Annotated in this window: 13 protein-coding genes; 8 read left to right on the top strand and 5 right to left on the bottom strand. The window is 43.2% G+C overall.

What is annotated here, in order from left to right:
• Positions 1-109: 109 nt before the first annotated feature.
• Positions 110-622 (bottom strand): hypothetical protein, encoded by a 513-nt coding sequence (locus tag JMX07_RS05710; RefSeq protein ID WP_201606800.1) that lies wholly within the window; start codon positions 620-622, stop codon positions 110-112.
• 235 nt (positions 623-857) lie between these two features.
• Positions 858-2,468, bottom strand: coding sequence for a glycerol kinase GlpK (gene glpK, locus JMX07_RS05715; RefSeq protein WP_201606802.1), 1,611 nt, complete (start codon positions 2,466-2,468; stop codon positions 858-860).
• Between the two features lie 542 nt (positions 2,469-3,010).
• On the opposite strand from glpK, the gene JMX07_RS05720 reads away from it, so the two are divergent.
• The 5 genes from JMX07_RS05720 to JMX07_RS05740 all read left to right on the top strand — a co-directional run bounded on the left by JMX07_RS05720 (position 3,011) and on the right by JMX07_RS05740 (position 9,387).
• Positions 3,011-4,669 carry a TolC family protein gene (locus tag JMX07_RS05720; RefSeq protein ID WP_201606804.1) on the top strand — a complete coding sequence of 553 codons (1,659 nt, stop codon included), beginning with the start codon at positions 3,011-3,013 and terminating at the stop codon, positions 4,667-4,669.
• A gap of 102 nt (positions 4,670-4,771) precedes the next feature.
• Entirely contained in the window at positions 4,772-5,638 is an 867-nt protein-coding gene (locus tag JMX07_RS05725; protein ID WP_201606805.1) for a YihY/virulence factor BrkB family protein, read from the top strand.
• Between the two features lie 48 nt (positions 5,639-5,686).
• Positions 5,687-6,886, top strand: a complete 1,200-nt coding sequence (locus tag JMX07_RS05730; RefSeq protein WP_201606806.1) for an HlyD family secretion protein — start codon at positions 5,687-5,689, stop codon at positions 6,884-6,886.
• Between the two features lie 3 nt (positions 6,887-6,889).
• Positions 6,890-8,197, top strand: a complete 1,308-nt coding sequence (locus tag JMX07_RS05735; protein ID WP_134292469.1) for an ABC transporter permease — start codon at positions 6,890-6,892, stop codon at positions 8,195-8,197.
• Complete coding sequence (locus JMX07_RS05740; RefSeq protein ID WP_201606807.1) at positions 8,197-9,387, top strand: ABC transporter permease; 1,191 nt, start codon at positions 8,197-8,199, stop codon at positions 9,385-9,387. Before JMX07_RS05735 ends, JMX07_RS05740 begins: the two co-directional genes overlap by 1 nt.
• A 92-nt stretch (positions 9,388-9,479) precedes the next feature.
• Here JMX07_RS05740 and sthA read toward each other — a convergent pair whose 3' ends face one another.
• The 3 genes from sthA to JMX07_RS05755 all read right to left on the bottom strand — a co-directional run bounded on the left by sthA (position 9,480) and on the right by JMX07_RS05755 (position 12,657).
• Positions 9,480-11,129 (bottom strand): Si-specific NAD(P)(+) transhydrogenase, encoded by a 1,650-nt coding sequence (gene sthA, locus JMX07_RS05745; RefSeq protein WP_227684646.1) that lies wholly within the window; start codon positions 11,127-11,129, stop codon positions 9,480-9,482.
• A 100-nt stretch (positions 11,130-11,229) separates the two neighbouring features.
• Entirely contained in the window at positions 11,230-11,631 is a 402-nt protein-coding gene (locus JMX07_RS05750; RefSeq protein WP_134292468.1) for a DUF4377 domain-containing protein, read from the bottom strand.
• A gap of 129 nt (positions 11,632-11,760) precedes the next feature.
• Positions 11,761-12,657: a pyruvate, water dikinase regulatory protein gene (locus JMX07_RS05755; protein ID WP_413786656.1), complete on the bottom strand. Its 897-nt coding sequence runs from the start codon at positions 12,655-12,657 to the stop codon at positions 11,761-11,763.
• A gap of 714 nt (positions 12,658-13,371) precedes the next feature.
• On the opposite strand from JMX07_RS05755, the gene ppsA reads away from it, so the two are divergent.
• The 3 genes from ppsA to rpsF all read left to right on the top strand — a co-directional run bounded on the left by ppsA (position 13,372) and on the right by rpsF (position 17,547).
• On the top strand, positions 13,372-15,756 hold the full coding sequence (gene ppsA / locus JMX07_RS05760) for a phosphoenolpyruvate synthase (protein ID WP_102091300.1): 2,385 nt from the start codon (positions 13,372-13,374) through the stop codon (positions 15,754-15,756).
• A 114-nt stretch (positions 15,757-15,870) separates the two neighbouring features.
• On the top strand, positions 15,871-16,851 hold the full coding sequence (locus JMX07_RS05765; protein ID WP_201606808.1) for an RDD family protein: 981 nt from the start codon (positions 15,871-15,873) through the stop codon (positions 16,849-16,851).
• Positions 16,852-17,142: 291 nt separating this feature from the next.
• Complete coding sequence (rpsF, locus tag JMX07_RS05770) at positions 17,143-17,547, top strand: 30S ribosomal protein S6 (protein ID WP_101205443.1); 405 nt, start codon at positions 17,143-17,145, stop codon at positions 17,545-17,547.

The raw sequence follows: 17,547 nt of genomic DNA on the forward strand, positions 1-17,547 counted from the left end.
ATTAATCTATTTTAAGTAATGGTATAGCAATCCCTGATACTAGCTAATTACTAAATACACTAGTTGTCAGGATATTTGACTAATCGTTCTATTAGTTATTTAACCTGTCTTATGATACGCGGTTCCATGCATCACGTGATGCTTGACGCGCTTCGTTCCATTCCATACGAGACTCACCTTTTACTTCGTGCCATGAACGCTCTAAATCTGCTTCATGATCTTCAAAACGAGCATCTACTGGATAACGAGCACGGTTCGCATAGCCTACCGCATATGCTGGATGCAAGTCACGGTCGAAATCGTATTCTTCTCTATGATAATCTGCATTTGCATACTCTGCACGCCAGTACGCTTCTTCGTGAGTTGGGTCAATGGCTTCAGCTGCTGCATGTCCTGCACCACCACCGACGACTGCACCAATAGCACCACCAATCAACGTACCCAATGGACCTGCCATCGTACCGATAGCTGCGCCTGCCGCTGCACCGCCTACACCGCCAATACCTGTCCCTACTGGATGTGAACCTGGCTCACCGGTAATGATGTCTGCGTTTAAATCTTCTTTTGTCTCTTTTGACATATGTTTTACTTCACTGCGATCGATAGCATCGTGGTTACTCATAGTATTGTCCTTAAATTATTTATTATTTATTTGCTAATTATTAGCAGTCTTACTAAATCCAATTGAAGTATAAAAATTTATAGGTAAGGACAGATAGGCCGATTATGTAAACTGTGTCCGTATTGCGATTATCTTGCGTTACAGCCTGTATCTTTATCACATCTGTGTACGGCAGCCTCATACTTTGAGTAATCATAAATGTACGATCACAATAAACTTACTAAGTAAATCAATCTTATAACGGCATTAGAGACCTTTTGATAGCCTGCTGCCATTTAGCAAGATGTCGCTCACGAGCATCAGTCGACATACTTGGTTCAAACACGCGATCTACCTGCCATGAAGCTTTCATTGTCGATTCATCATATAACCCAGTCTTTAAACCTGCGAGTAGTGCCGCGCCCTTCGCTGTAATCTCTGTATCTCTAGGACGTAATACCGGAACACCCAACAAATCTGCTTGGAACTGCATCAGTAAATCATTATTTGCAGCGCCGCCATCTACCCTCAGCTCAGTCAAAGGATGAGGACTGTCCTTTTGCATAGCGATAAGCACATCATAGGTTTGATAAGCAACAGCCTCCAATGCAGCGCGAGCAATATGGGCCTTAGTAGTACCGCGGCTCATACCAGTGATGCTAGCACTAATATCCGAACGCCAATAAGGCGCGCCCATTCCAGTAAAAGCAGGTAATAGAACAACATCTTCGCTACTGTCTACTTGACGGGCTAGGTCCTCGACATCACTACTCTGCTGAATCATACCCAAATTATCACGCAGCCATTGAACGATAGCCCCCGCCATAAAGACACTGCCCTCTAGAGCATAAGTGACTTCCTTTTTAGGTGGCTGTAGCATGCGTTTGCCTGACTGTACAATTTGATCAAATGACAAATTATCAGGACGAATTGGTGAGGTTTTACGTTGCCACGCGATGGTGGTTAGCAGCTTATGCTCACTCAACTTTGGCTGCTGCCCAATATTCATTAGCATAAAGCAGCCTGTACCATAAGTGTTTTTGGCCATACCTGCATCAAGACAACCTTGTCCAAAGAGCGCTGCTTGCTGATCACCCAATACTGCTTGAATGGGTATTTGCTTTGCAAACAGGCCTTTTTTAGTTTTGCCAAAATCACCGTCGGATGGTAGTACTTTAGGCAATATATTCATAGGTATAGCAAAACGGTCACAAAGTGTCTCTGACCATTCCAGCTTATGAATATCGAATAACAATGTGCGAGAAGCATTGGTCACATCGATGACATGCTCCCCGCCTGTGAGCTTATAAATCAGCCAACTATCAATCGTACCGACCGCTATCTCACCTTTGCTGGCTCGTACACTCAGCTTCGGATTGTTTTCGAGCAGCCAAGCAATCTTACTGGCACTAAAATACGGATCTAAACGCAGGCCTGTAATACGCTGAACTTCGTGTGCCATATTGACGCTATCAATGCCCGGATGCACAGGGTCATTCATACTATTGCTAGCGCTTTCAGTAGCGAGTGTCTTGCAGTAATTTGCGGTACGCCTATCCTGCCAAATGATGGCGGGAGCCAGTGGCTTACCAGTTTGCTTATCCCACATCACAATCGACTCACGCTGATTGGTAATCGCGATACTGGTAACGTCAGTGGCAAGCAGCCCTGCCCGATTAATAACATCGTGTGCACAGCTAATCTGAGTTTGCCAAATTTGCTGTGCATCTTGCTCAACGAATCCAGCTCTTGGTGTTTGCAGCGTCGTTGGCTGTTGTACCATTTTGATAGGACGCGCATGATCATCGTACAATATCGCGCGACTTGACGTGGTCCCTTGATCCAACGCTAAAATATATCCTGCCATGACACACCCTCTGCTAATATTGTTTATTCTGTTTGATAGCCATTTAGTGACTATTCATTGACTGCTACTTATTAATTGCTACTGATTGACTGATGCTTATTGAGCGCTTTCTATTCGTTAATTACTGCCTAAATGCTTTAACAATAAAATTAAAAACAAAATCTATTTAAAAATAAATTGCTTGAATTGAAAACGTCTTGTTGGCTATGTTGTTACTTATAAACAGATATTTAAAAATTAAATCAATCCTCTATCATACCGCTACTGGTCGCACAATAGAAAACGGCAAAATACTGAGCATTGACCCGTCACCATTGTGGCTCTACAGTGTACCTCTTATGACGAATGACCGCTTGTTAGCACTTTTAATATAGACGTATTTTTATATTAGAATAAGAATGATTTATTTAAGCATCATTTTTTCGCTAGCTGGCAAATAGTCTATAATAGTTCAGCGACTTTATATCCTGAGCAATGAAACCTATCGGTGCTGTTCCTTATTTTATAATACCTTACATTCTAATTAATGGCTTATGTGACTTATGAAATTCATTTTATCAGCGCTACCGACTGCTATGATGACAGTTGCAGTCATGAGCGTGCCTGTCATGACTTACGCGAGCACTGACGCTAACAGTATGGAAGTATCAGATGATGTTACACCAGTGGCTGTGACACAAATCATAGATGCTGATAGTCCAACTGATAATGATAAACCAGCTGTAGCGCCTTTTCATACAGTACCAAACCCTAATAATGCTAAATCGCAGGCACTGTCTACGCTTGTTGACCCTATCACACATAAAGCAGTCGATAACAGCTACGCACTAGACGTCTCAAGCTTCTTGAGCTTAGAGCAAGCGCAAAAGCTGCTAGTACAAGTATCACCTAAAATTGCTGCCAATCAAGCAGCGATTGCCGCTAGCAAATACCAAACTGACGCACTCAGAACTATCGACAATCCGCTCGTATTTGCTCGAGTATCTGCCAGCGCTTATCATTTAGATGAGGATATAGATTTATCTTCTCTCAGAAGCGGTATCGTCAACGAAGTAAACAATGGCGTAGATAACATAGTCCCTCCTACAGCGGACTTACCAGACTTTGGTGAGCTGGTCGGTGAGCGTATTCCTGACTCTTATAACCTTAAGCGCTCAGGCTCTACATCGGGTGCAGGTCTTGGAGTCGTTTGGCCTATTTATACTGCTGGGCGCACAGATGCATTGACTGGCGCCTCGGATGCACGTACGCAAGAAGCGATGGCTGATAGCGTACTGGATAAAAATGAGCTTTATAATACGTTGATTGAACGTTATTTTAAGGCACAGCTAGCGATTATCGCCGCTTACTTACGAGAAGATGCTTACGATACATTGCAGCAGACCGATCATATGGCAGAGCGTCTGTTTGAAGAAGGTTTTATCTCACGTGTCGATAGACTAGAAGCACAGTCTGCGCTTGCGGATGCCAAGAGTGAATCCGTCAATGCCAATAATGACGCGCGCCTAGCTATGATTGCGCTACAGCGTCTACTACGTACCGACTACCGTATCAAACCAACCACACCTTTGTTTGTCTCTAGTCGCCCTCTACCAGATGTGAGCTACTTTCAGGACTTGGCACTAAATAACCATCCTGGACTGCAAAAAGTTGCCGCCAAGCGGGCACAGGCTCAGCAGTTACATGCGCTATCAGATACAGGCTATAAGCCTACGGTATTACTATACGGTTATGGTCAGGTAGAGAAAGATCCAAGCTGGGTCGCTGGTATATCTGCCAGTTGGAAACTATGGGGCGGACTCGATAAAGCCGCATCACTAGCATCCAGTAGTGCCAAAATACGTCAGGCCGATCTCTCTGAGATTGAAGTCAGTGACAATTTATTGCTACTGGTAGAAAAAAACTGGCACGATGTCAATAATGCTCAATCACGCTATCAGGCATTGCAAAGCAATGTTGATTTGGCAGCAGAAGTATTACGACTACGACGCTTAGGATTACAAGAAGGTGTAAATACCACGGTTGACGTGGTGCAAGCGCAGACGCAATCGCTTAAGGCACGTACCGAGCAAGCACAAGCTGCTAATGACTATGTACAGTCACTGGCTGCCCTTATGCAAAGCTGCGGTACACCACTTGCTTTTAATGCTTATCTGAATGCCGCTGACATTCAATTGCCTACTTTATATACTGAAAAATGATATAACGTGAGCAGCCATAAGTCATGATGATAAAGGCTTTGTATTACTCTGAAATCGACATCGAAAATACTATTACCAACCCTATTACGAACAGCTGCTTTTATGAAAAAATTGACCTCTACATCGATAAAAAACTGGCTACAGACGTTACTAGAAACGTGGCGTATTGCCAATAATTCTAACGTTTGGGCGCATTGCGCAAGCGTAGGTTTCTTTGGATTCTTATCAATTTTTCCAGTGATGGCTGTGTTTGTACTGCTTTATGGTCTTGCGTTTTCTCCTGCCGAGATGCAAGAGCAAATCTCGCTTTTGAGTCAATTTATACCTGATACAGTATATGAAGTGCTTAACTCCCGTCTGAGCGAGTTGGTTTCTACGACTACGTCTGCTCTGACTTTCAGCCTGCTTATATCGTCCTTGCTCGCACTTTATGCGGGCTCTAAAGGTATCAAGTCTTTAATTATTCTTATCAACCTTGCGTTTCATATCACTCAGGAGCGTAGTTTTGTACAAAGCACGATCCGCGCAGTTGGCTTAACCTTTGCAGCAGTAATCGTATTGATTATCGCAGTCTCCTCTATCGCGATTATCCCTTTGGGAGCCGCCTACTTCCCTTTCCCTCAGATAGCTAAGACGATTGCGCTTTGGAGCAGGTGGCCAATATTGACAAGTATCATATTCTTAAGCTTTTTGGGCCTTTATCGTCTAGCCCCAAATCGTGATGCCGTCGCCCTCAAAAAATTAATGCCAGGCGCTGCGCTGGCAACGGTTTTATGGATTATATTGTCCATCTTGTTTTCAATTTATGTGCAAAATTTTAATAACTATAGTGCTGAGTTTGGCGCGCTTTCAGCTGCCGTGGTCATTATGCTATGGCTATATTATTCAGCATTTATCGTCGCTCTTGGTGCTATTTTTAATGCTGAAACTATAGACAACGCCAAACCTTATGCGTTTCGAGTGTACTAGTAATAAACCCTTTATTTTCAACTTTGTTGCTTTAGGAATCTCATTGTCATGACAGAATTACCACGCGAATCAGACGACTCAAATAAATCAGCTGATGCAACCGAGTCAGTGACCTCTCAAGATACACAAAATTCAGTCGATCCTGTAGAAGGCGTGTCTGATATTGAACCAGAGCAACCGACACCTGCTTATAATCGTGACGCCTCTAAAACTGACAAATCTGCACGTATAAAAAAAGCATTACTTGCACTATTCATACTGATTGTCCTCGGTACGATTGCGTATGGCCTATACAAAAGTAATGTGCATAGCGAGCCAGAAGTTATTACGCTACAAGGGCAAATGCAAATGCAGCAAACGTCTATCGCTGCAAAAGTGCCAGGGCGTATTGCCCAAATTATGGTAACAGAGGGTGATACGGTAACGACAGGTCAGCAACTGGTTGAGATGGATTCGCCTGAGATTAATGCCAAGATTAATCAAGCACGTGCTGGGAAACAAATCGCACAAAGTCAATTAGATAAAGCAGAAAATGGTGCGCGCCCGCAAGAAATCGCCCAAGCAAAAGCCGCTTGGCAAGCCAATAAAGCCGCGTCTGACTTGGCAGAAAACACCTATCAGCGTGTCAATCGCCTTTACGAAGAAGGTTTGATGGCCCGACAAAAGCGCGATGAGGCGTATGCTCAATATCTTGCTACTCAAGACCAAACCGAAGCAGCTCGCTTGCAGTATGATCTGGCCTTAGAAGGTGCACGTACTGAAGATAAGTCAGCGGCTACTGCACAAGTCGCACAGGTCGATGCAAAACTCGATGAAGCGCTAGTAGCAAAAGAGGAAGCAAACCTAAGAAGTCCTATCGCTGGTATCGTCGACAATGTCATCGTGAGTGCTGGAGAAGTCATCGGTCAAGGAGTTCCGCTTTTAACGTTAGTGGATACCAATGACCAATGGGTGGTACTTAACGTCACTGAGTCTTACTTAAATCAATTTGCTATTGGTCAAACATTTACCGGTACTATTCCAGCGCTGTCATCAACGGATAAACCTTATACGAAACAGTTTACCGTCTATGCGACATCGACCTTATCAGACTTTGCCACTTGGCGTCCGACCAATAATGATGATGGTTTTGATGTGCGTACTTTTGAGGTAAAGGCACGACCGTCTAAGCCCGATGCTCGTATCCGCTCGGGTATGAGTGTGGTCGTACGTATCAATCCTACTCCTGTCAATCAGAACCAAGAGTAAGCCATGCACTTGACTAAGTTAAGTGAGGCTTTTTTACGCAGTGCAGCCTACGAGCGCCGTTTTTTGGCAAAAAATCACTGGGACTTTAGCATGGTGGTATGGATACCACTGGCAACGGTGCTGCTAATATGGTGGATATTTTCACAGACTCAAATTACCGATTTGCCTATCGGAGTCATCGATCAAGACAATAGCGCTGTTGCCAATACTGCCGTCCGTTACTTAGAGGCCAGTCCTACTTTGACAGTCAGACAGCTTTATTACTCCCAAGCGGATGCAGAGGCTGCTATTTTACAGCGCGACATTTATGCTGTTGTCATTATTCCAGAGGACTTTTCTCGTAATATATTATCGAGCCAGCCTGCTCCGTTGACTCTACAAGTCAATGCACAGTACGGTACGCACTCTGGTATTATTCAGGCAGGTGTCCAAGCGGTCGCTAGTACATTATCCGCAGGCGTAGAGATCAAGCGATTGGTTAAACAAGGCGTAGCACCATCACAAGCGATGACGGCTTACGCGCCTATCAGTGTTCAGCGTATTAGCTTATTCAATGCTGCAAACAACTACCAACAATTTTTAGCATCGACCGTTATACCTGCCTTATTACATATACTAGCGATGGTCATTGGCGCAACGACTATTGGTCGCGAGTTACGTGATAAAAATATCGGTCGCTGGTACCGTTTTATTGATACAGGAAAGCCTAATTTAACCTTATCTAGAACTTCAGAAACGGCATCTTCACTATCAACCAAAAAAGATAGCAGCGATAACAAAGCATCATCGAATGCAAAAATGCCCAGTTCGGTCAGCCTATCAGTTTTGGTCTCTGGCTTGTTAGGCAAATACTTTTGGCCAATACTGGCATATAGCTTGTGGTCAGCGCTGATATTGTGGCTAGCAACGTCCAATCAGAACATCAATGTTACGTCTCTCTTTGCAGTCTATGCTGGGTTTTTGTGCTTAATGACATTGTCATTTTGGCTAGGTGCTATTTTTACTTTGAATTCTTTTTCATTACGTATGGGTCTATCGACTACTGGATTTATTTCAGCGCCTTCTTACGCTTTTGCCGGTGTTACGTTTCCATATATTGCGATTAGTGATAGCGCGCAATATTGGTCAAATGCCCTACCGCTAACGCATTATCTAAAGCTCCATATTGCACAGTTACAAATGCAAGCCCCGATCGCCATATCTTTACCTATCGTCTATGGCCTCATGCTTGCAGCTATAATAGCGCTACTATTTGCAGCACTATTGACTAAACGCGCATTGGCGCATCCTGAACGTTGGGGAGCACGCTGATGTCTGCACAATCAAACAATACATACTCAAAAACCAAATCAACAGTCACCCCCGCCCCACAAGGTTTTTGGAACAGCTTTATTCAAACTTTCAAAGACGTCTTTGGCGATAAAGGCGTACTTTTGATGTTGATTATTGCTCCTATTATCTATGGGTTTTTCTATCCTTGGCCTTACTCATCTGAGGTAGTCAACCATGTGCCAGTAGGTATCATTGATCATGACAACAGCAACTTATCGGGTACTCTCGTTCGCTATGCGAGCGCTAGCCCATATTTAGATACTGAACGATTTATCAATGAGCAGGCTGCCAAAGAAGCCATATGGTCAGATCAAATTGCAGGATATATGGTGATCCCAGCTGGTCTCGAAGAGCAAGTTCAGTCTGGAGAGCAAGCGCACGTCAGCGTACTGGGTAACGGCGGTTATTTTATTTTAAATAAAAACGTCCAACTGGGGTTCTCTCAAGCAGTGGGTACGGTATCGGCTGGTATTAAGGTACAGAAAAGCATTGCGAAAGGCGCTTATGCATCTACCGCAGCGCAGAACACGCAAGCTGTACCGCTACGGATTATGCCACTGTATAACCAAACCGAAGGCTATGGTGCCTATGTCGTACCTGCTGTCTCTGTTATTATCTTACAGCAGACACTTTTAATGGCGACTGCGATGCTGATTGGCACATGGTATGAGCAGCGCCGTCATAGTACCCGTATACGTGGCTGGCTAGGACGTATTGGGGCTTTGAGCTCGCTTAGCTTTATCGTTGGCTGCTTTTATTATGGGTGGGCGTTTGAGCTACATCATTATCCACGCGGACAAAACATGCTTGGTACGCTGCTGTTTTTGGCACTATTCTGTCCGACAGTCGCAACGCTCGGCTGCGTGCTCGGATTATGGTTCCGGCAGCGTGAGCGCAGTATGCAAATATTAATTTTTATCTCCTTACCGATATTTTTCTTAAGCGGCTATCCTTGGCCAGTTGACCAATTGCCCCAAGTATTACAAGTAATACGTTGGCTGGTACCGACTACCCCTGCAATCAATACCTCTGTTCAGCTTAACCAAATGGGTGCCAGTGTTTCTCAAGTCGCTATAGGATTTTACGCGTTAGCTGGCTTATGGTTGCTCTATTTTGTTTTATTGCTATTTTTACGCAAGCGTATTCCACAGCGAAAAGCCTACTTATAAATCCTCAAATTAATTAAACCTATGAGCATAAAAAAAGCGCCTGCTAATATTAGTAGGCGCTTTTTTATTTATACGATATAAATAGCGGTGGTTTAAAACACTCGGTTCAAACCATTCAATGCTGCCACACGATATGCTTCTGCCATCGTTGGATAGTTGAAAGTCGTATTTACAAAGTACTCAAGCGTATTGTTGCTCTTACACTTCATCACAGCTTGACCGATATGGATAATCTCTGAAGCGTGGTTACCGTAGCAATGGATACCTAGAATTTCTAACGTATCACGATGGAATAATATCTTTAATACGCCTGAACGTTCACCAATGATTTGAGCACGTGCCAGATGTTTAAAGAATGCCTGACCCACTTCATACGGCACTTTTTCATCCGTGAGCTCTTGCTCTGTCTTACCGATACAAGAGATTTCAGGAATCGTATAGATACCAGTCGGTACACTAGATACTGGCTCAGCATCACTATCACCAACCATAAAGGCAGCGGCACAGCGACCTTGGTCATAGGCAGCAGAAGCTAGTGATGGCCAACCGATTACGTCACCAGCAGCATAGATATTGTCGACGTCCGTACAGTAAGTATCATCTACTTTTAGCTGACCACGTCCGTTTGCTTTTAACCCAATGGCTTCTAAATTCAGGCCTTCTGTATTACCTGAGCGACCATTTGACCAAAGAATGGCATCAGATTTGATGCGCTTGCCGCTCTTTAAATGCAAGACCACATAATCATCATGAGTCTCAAGATGATCAATCTCTTCATTACTACGGATAAGCACACCGAACTGTCTAAAGTCATGCGCGATGGCATCACTGATTTCGCTGTCTAAGTAGTTGAGCAATTGATCTTGGTTATTGATTAGATCAACTTTGTAGCCAAGACCAGTAAAGATAGACGCGTACTCACAGCCAATCACCCCTGCACCATAAATGATGATTTTTTTGACCACATAATCCATTTGCAAGATTTTGTCAGAGTCAAAAACGCGTGGATGGTTAAAGTCTAAAATCTCAGGACGGTAAGGACGGCTACCGACAGTGATGATGGCTTTATTGAAAGTGATGGTTTCGTACACATTTTCATCGACTTCAATACGTAGCGTATGAGCGTCAATGAAACTTGCCCAGCCTTGGATGACTTCGATACGGTTGCGCTCATAAAAACGTGTGTGGGTACTGACTTGACGACGGATAACTTGACGCGCCTTGGCCAGTACTTCATTTAGCGGTACTTGCTTATATTCCATCGCCTTGGTAAACATTGGATCGCGGCGGAAGTTAATCAAGTTGAATACAGATTGGCGCAGTGCTTTACTTGGAATCGTACCGACGTGAGTAGAGTTACCCCCTACTTGATCACGCGGATCGACGACGACAACTCTTTTACCAGACTTAGTCAATTTCATAGCAGCGGCTTCACCAGCAGGTCCCGCCCCCAAAACAACGGCATCATACTCATATTCGTGATCGTCACTTTTTAGACGGCGAGAGTCTTTGGTAAAACCAGATTTAATATCGATTCGTGTGTCATCAAGCGGATTTACTAGGTCAGGATGATGCATGATATCTTCAGTAACTTGCTCATGGGTTTGCTCAATTTTTGCTTTTTTAGTTTTGCCTTCAGTATGCTCAGGGTTCGGCGCGCGGCCGCTTTCTTTATTAGACACCTCGGTATGAATGTCTTTACCAGTATCGTTGGTCTCGTCGCTTGCACTTTTACTTACCATGATGTCCTCTTTATATTTATTTATCGAGTAAATGTTTGAGATATAAATGAATCAATATGTAGATGAGTTTGTATCATGTAGATAAATGAATACCACCCTACTAAGGCATGCCCACCATACGTTGTGACAGTATGTTTTGCAATGTCCAGTGACCAGTGGTGCTCTGTTGTCCTTCATCAATCTGCGGGCGGGCGCTAATAATGTACTCTGTACCAAGGGTTGGCTTAAAATCGTCGATCCAGTCATAAGGAATCTGGAATACGCTACCGTCTTTAGACTTAGCAAGTAGGCACTGCATTGGCAATTCTGAAGCACAAGCCACACGGTTTGGCATAACGGTCAGTGTCTGTGCTTCTCCCAATACGATACTTGGAATATAGCGCGGCTCAGGTACTGGATCCTTTGCAAATGGTGATGTTTGACAAGCACTCAGTAAAGTCGCTGCACTGATTAAACCTGCCATTAACAACGATGGCTTTATAGATTGATAGGCTGAAATCATAATATTCTCTATATGATAATTATCTAGGATGAAATGATGTATGTTTATTAGTGTTTTTTGCGCATTTATTAAAGCTGCCTGAACACTTATTGATACCGATTGAACAGAGACTGTTTAAGCTGACATTCATTATCCAATACGGCGTTTGAGACCTGTCATCTGCAAAATACGCGTGGCAATCTCTTCAACAGACATCTCTGATACATCTAAGCTTGGGATACCGTGCGTGATATAAATACCCTGAATCGCGCGCTGCTCTTGCTGGCATTGCTGATAGCTAGAATAACGACTGCCTGCACGGCGCTCTTGACGGATTTTTACTAAGCGATCAGTATCGATGAGCAAACCAAACAGCTTGTCTTTGTGCTCACGTAATGCTTTTGGCAACTGATTGTCGTACAAGTCATCTTCAGTCAAAGGATAGTTAGCCGCTCGAATACCGAATTGTAATGCTAAGTATAAAGAAGTCGGCGTCTTACCAGAGCGCGACACACCCACCAGAATAATATCGGCTGCATTGTAGTGACGAGTACGCGCGCCATCGTCATTGTCTAAAGCAAAATGAACTGCATCGATACGCTCTTTATAGGTCTCAGAGTCGACATCATCATGCGCATGCCCTGAATGACCATCTGGCTCTACACCAGTCTCTTCTGCAACACGGCCAATCAGACCTTCATACATATCTAAATTACAACTATGCGCTGAGTTAATCTTTTCGCGAATCTCAGGATTGACGATCGTATCGAAAACCAATGGCAACGACCCATCGCGCTGATACGCCATATTGATTTGTTCAACCGCATCTTCCGCACGCTCTAAGCTATCGACGTATGGCAATACTCTTGTCTCAAAGGGAACTGAGGCAAACTGACTTAAAATAGCGCGTCCAAGTGTCTCAGCCGTAATAGCTGTGCCATCTGAGATAAAAAACGCCGTTCTAATGGCTTGTGAGCTGTCCAGGTTTAGCGCGTGGCGATTTTGGACAGTGGACTTAACTTGTTCAGATGGATTGCTTGAGTACATATCGTTGACACCTCGGTTGAAAACTCAATAGTGACCTTCATTTAGTTTTTGGTATAGATCTTAGTAATAATTCAGACTTGGCAATCGTTTATCAGTTATTGACTATTAATAGTATTGCTTTGACCATCTGACAGCGTGACTTTTACTTGGCTTCTTATAGTCGCCTTTATAACTCGTATAACTAGGCTTTATAACCGCCTTCTTAAAACGAGCCTTTTTCAGTACCTATACTGCACATTTACCATGCAATGTGCATCAACTATCTATGCGCTACATTATACGCATATTAGCCTCTTAATAGAAATCAATGTTACAGGCGTATACTTAGCACCAACATTGTTTTTCATCTTGTCACCATAGTTAATTCACCTTTCATTGAGGTATTTTTTTATGCTTCTTCTATTATGCTTTGTTTATACAGATACATAAGATTGAAACATAACTTATAGAAATACTCTAAATATGGCTCGTTTGAATACGTCTATTTTATGCAGTAATTGGCTTCTGTAAGCGCATAACATCGTCACTAGCAATGAGATTTTTTATCTGAGTAAATACGAAACTTGATTAGACTGGCCCTGATTTATGTAGCAAACCCCACAATTTGTATATTTTTAACAAGTTTTTTGGTGAAAACCCTCGAAATTGTCCTAATATGGCGGTATAATTCACCGTTATAATCTTTACTAAATAACCTTATTTTCTGGAGTTATCATGGCAGCGCAATCTACAGCACTTGTAATCAATCTTGATCAGCTAGGAAAAGACGACATCGAAATGGTTGGTGGTAAGAACGCTTCGCTTGGCGAAATGATCAGCCATCTTTCTGATTTAGGCGTTAGTGTTCCAGGCGGCTTTGCCACCACTTCAAATGCATTCAACCGCTTTTTGACGGAAACGGGCTTGCTTGACAAAATCAACAGCGAGCTAAAAACACTAGACGTAAATGATGTTAATAAGCTTGCGGCTACTGGTAAAAAGATTCGTACTTGGATTATTGAACAAGAACTGCCAAAAGATCTTGAGCAAGAAGTACGTCAATCATTTGAAACCATGAGTGGCGGCGAAGATATCGCTGTTGCTGTCCGTTCTTCTGCCACTGCTGAAGATTTGCCAGATGCGTCATTTGCCGGTCAACAAGAAACTTTCTTGAACATTCGCGGTATTGATAACGTCCTAATTGCTATTAAAGAAGTATTTGCCTCTCTATACAACGACCGTGCAATCTCTTACCGTGTACACAAAGGTTTTGAGCACGAAGGCGTTGCATTATCTGCTGCCGTACAACGTATGGTACGTTCAGAAACTGGTGCTGCTGGTGTTATGTTCACGCTAGATACCGAAAGTGGCTTTGATCAAGTGGTATTCATCACCTCAAGCTATGGCCTAGGTGAAATGGTTGTACAGGGTGCGGTTAACCCAGATGAGTTCTACATCTCTAAGAAATTGCTAGCCAATGGCAAACCGTCAGTTATTCGTCGTAACCTAGGTAGCAAGCATAAGAAAATGGTTTATGGTGATGAAGGCAGTACGGCTAAATCAGTTAAAACCGTTGATGTTGAAAAACAAGATCGCATGCAATTCTCTCTATCGACTGAAGAGCTAACCTCACTTGCCAAGCAAGCGGTAACGATTGAACAGCATTATGGCCAAGCGATGGATATCGAGTGGGCAAAAGATGGCGATACTAACGAGATTTTCATCGTTCAAGCACGTCCTGAGACTGTTAAGAGCCGTCAAGACAGCAACGTAATGGAACGTTATGTCATCGACACGACTGGCGCAAAAGTATTGTGTGAAGGTCGTTCAATCGGTCAGCGTATCGGTTCAGGTAAAGTGCGTATCGTTAGCAACCTAAACGAGATGGACAAAGTAGAAGAAGGCGACGTACTCGTATCAGACATGACTGATCCGGATTGGGAGCCAGTTATGAAGCGCGCTTCTGCTATCATCACCAACCGTGGTGGTCGTACTTGTCACGCTGCGATTATCGCGCGTGAGCTAGGTGTGCCAGCTATCGTTGGCTGTGGTAACGCAACTGAGCTATTAGTTGATGGTCAAGACGTAACTGCTTCTTGTGCGGAAGGCGACACTGGTTTCATTTATGAAAGCCAGATTGATTTTGAAGTCCAGACTAACTCTGTTGAATCTATGCCAGAGCTAGCATTCAAAGTGATGATGAACGTTGGTAACCCAGATCGCGCATTCTCATTCACCCAAATGCCAAACGAAGGTATCGGTCTTGCACGTCTAGAGTTCATCATCAACCGTATGATTGGTGTGCATCCAAAAGCCTTGCTAAACATGAACAGCTTGCCACGTGAAATTGCGCAAGCAATCCAAGAGCGCATCGCAGGCTATGCGTCACCTGTTGACTTTTATGTTGATAAATTGGTCGAAGGTATCTCAACGCTAGCTGTTGCCTTTATGGATCAGCCAGTGATCGTTCGTATGTCAGATTTCAAATCAAACGAATACGCTAACCTGCTTGGTGGTAAATTATACGAGCCATCAGAAGAAAACCCAATGCTTGGTTTCCGCGGTGCTAGCCGTTATGTGTCTGATAACTTCCGCGACTGTTTTGAGCTTGAGTGTAAAGCACTAAAACGTGTACGTGATGACATGGGCTTGACCAATGTTGAGATCATGATTCCATTCGTACGTACTGTTGGCGAAGCCAAAGAAGTCATCGAGTTACTTGAGAAAAACGGTCTAAAACGTGGCGAAAATGGTCTACGCGTCATCATGATGTGTGAGCTACCAACCAACGCCCTATTAGCAGAAGAGTTCCTAGAACATTTCGATGGTTTCTCAATCGGTTCTAACGATTTGACTCAGTTAACGCTTGGTCTTGACCGTGACTCAGGTATCGTCTCACATCTATTTGATGAGCGTGATCCTGCTGTTAAGAAACTATTATCTATGGCTATCGAAGCTTGCCGTAAGCAAAACAAATACGTCGGTATCTGTGGTCAAGGCCCATCAGACCATCCAGATCTAGCATTTTGGTTAATGGAGCAAGGTATCAGCTCAGTGTCATTGAACCCTGACTCAGTACTAGATACTTGGTTCTTCTTAGCTGGTGAAGAAGCAAAGTAAACCGCTACCTTTAGTCACAGCGGTCATTCACACAGTCATTAAAGATACCACTATTAGGGTCTATTTGATTTTTTCAAATAGACCCTAATATAATGTCCTAAGACATGACTAACTATGCAGGCAATTATGCAGATTTTCCTTGCTCGAAATAACGTACAAGCTGGCCCATATCAGTTGGAGCAGCTGAATATCATGCTGGCATCTGGTGAAGTATTGCTTGATGATTTGATGTGGCATGAAGGCTTAGCTCAGTGGCAGCGCGTAGGTGATCTTACCAATAACCAAACGGTTTATCGCCCGACCAGTGCTAACACGCCTGAAGTAAACGACTCTATCATCAATAACGTGACCGTCTTCCCTGAAGATACCAACAAAGCGAAAGATGATAAGTCAGTATCGTTAGACAGACTATATGGCAAGCCTGAACGTCCTAAAAACGTGAAAGCCGACATGACGACCAATCGTCATCAAACGCCGCACAACAATGTCTCATTAAACAAGTCTATTCTCAAAAAGGCTGTTGAAGGCAACGATAAAGTCGTCGGCAACGTGGTACTTGCGCCAATCATGTCACGCGTATTGGCGACTGCATTAAATGGCTTGCTTTATATATTGGCCATTTTGCCATTATTCATGGCGTTGAATAAGCTAGACGTGGATTACACCAAGTTTCAGAACATTCAAGATATGGATGTAGCTTATCAATACTTAATGACGCTGATGGAAAGCCTTCCTAGTAGCACATTGATGATGTCACAAGTGATGGTCTTTGGGCTATTTGCCTTACAATTGGTATTTATTACCATGCGTGGTCAATCGCTAGGCAAGCTGATCACTGGTATTCGTGTTGTGGACCAAACCACGCATCGCCTACCTTCATTTATCAAGCTTATCGGTACACGTACGTTATTGTTATTTATTATCTATAACTTACTGTTTTCGTTTACTAGCTTTTTAGGCTTTGTGATTATCGCTATTCATTATTACATGGCATCTAAAAGCCCTGAAAACATTGGTTGGCATGACAAACTTGCCAAAACCTTAGTGGTTAAAGCAGACAGTAGCCAACTGGTAAAAAAGTCAAAATCTGAATAACAGTATTTTGATTTGATTATTGGTTTTATAGCTCGTTATACTTAAAAAAGCTGCGTACTATCGCGGCTTTTTTATTTAGCAAAGCTTATTTAGCCTCTTTTTATATTTTATTGGCAGTAGCTTGGTGATTAACCTTTGTGTTAGTTGCCGAGTACTGTTATAATACGGCGCTTTATAAACTAAGCTTATTCTTGATTGTTTTTTATAAAATATGACTAGAATTGGGCTTACCTTATAAATCTCCTTGCTATTAACATAGGGTTAATAGCTACTAATCCGTAAGGAGTCATAATGCGACATTACGAACTGGTGTTACTTGTACACCCAGACCAAAGCGACCAAGTGGTCGGCATGGTTGAGCGCTACATCAAGTTAGTTCAAGACAACAACGGTGTTATCCATCGTCTAGAAGATTGGGGCCGTCGTCAACTGGCTTATCCAATCAACAAGATTCACAAAGCTCATTACGTTCTTTTCAACATTGAAACTGACGGTGAAACTTTAGCTGAACTTGAAGAATTATTCCGTTATAACGACGCGATCATTCGTAGTCTAGTTATGCGCCGTGACGAAGCTGTCACTGAAGAGTCGCAGTTAGCCAAGAATGCCGATGAAAAACGCGCACGCAAAGCAACTACTCGTCGTCCAGACAATCGTGAAAACGATAATGACGACAACGACAACAGTGAAGACTAA

Source organism: Psychrobacter immobilis, from assembly GCF_904846235.1.
Taxonomy (GTDB): Bacteria; Pseudomonadota; Gammaproteobacteria; order Pseudomonadales; family Moraxellaceae; genus Psychrobacter; species Psychrobacter immobilis_C.

Bases quoted from the DNA above. Each gene is read 5' to 3' on its own strand.
- sthA (WP_227684646.1), bottom strand. From the start codon at position 11,129: ATGGTAAGTAAAAGTGCAAGCGACGAGACCAACGATACTGGTAAAGAC.
- JMX07_RS05750 (WP_134292468.1), bottom strand. From the start codon at position 11,631: ATGATTTCAGCCTATCAATCTATAAAGCCATCGTTGTTAATGGCAGGT.
- rpsF (WP_101205443.1), top strand. From the start codon at position 17,143: ATGCGACATTACGAACTGGTGTTACTTGTACACCCAGACCAAAGCGAC.
- JMX07_RS05730 (WP_201606806.1), top strand. From the start codon at position 5,687: ATGACAGAATTACCACGCGAATCAGACGACTCAAATAAATCAGCTGAT.
- JMX07_RS05740 (WP_201606807.1), top strand. From the start codon at position 8,197: ATGTCTGCACAATCAAACAATACATACTCAAAAACCAAATCAACAGTC.
- JMX07_RS05755 (WP_413786656.1), bottom strand. From the start codon at position 12,657: ATGTACTCAAGCAATCCATCTGAACAAGTTAAGTCCACTGTCCAAAAT.
- JMX07_RS05735 (WP_134292469.1), top strand. From the start codon at position 6,890: ATGCACTTGACTAAGTTAAGTGAGGCTTTTTTACGCAGTGCAGCCTAC.
- ppsA (WP_102091300.1), top strand. From the start codon at position 13,372: ATGGCAGCGCAATCTACAGCACTTGTAATCAATCTTGATCAGCTAGGA.
- JMX07_RS05720 (WP_201606804.1), top strand. From the start codon at position 3,011: ATGAAATTCATTTTATCAGCGCTACCGACTGCTATGATGACAGTTGCA.
- glpK (WP_201606802.1), bottom strand. From the start codon at position 2,468: ATGGCAGGATATATTTTAGCGTTGGATCAAGGGACCACGTCAAGTCGC.
- JMX07_RS05765 (WP_201606808.1), top strand. From the start codon at position 15,871: ATGCAGGCAATTATGCAGATTTTCCTTGCTCGAAATAACGTACAAGCT.
- JMX07_RS05710 (WP_201606800.1), bottom strand. From the start codon at position 622: ATGAGTAACCACGATGCTATCGATCGCAGTGAAGTAAAACATATGTCA.
- JMX07_RS05725 (WP_201606805.1), top strand. From the start codon at position 4,772: ATGAAAAAATTGACCTCTACATCGATAAAAAACTGGCTACAGACGTTA.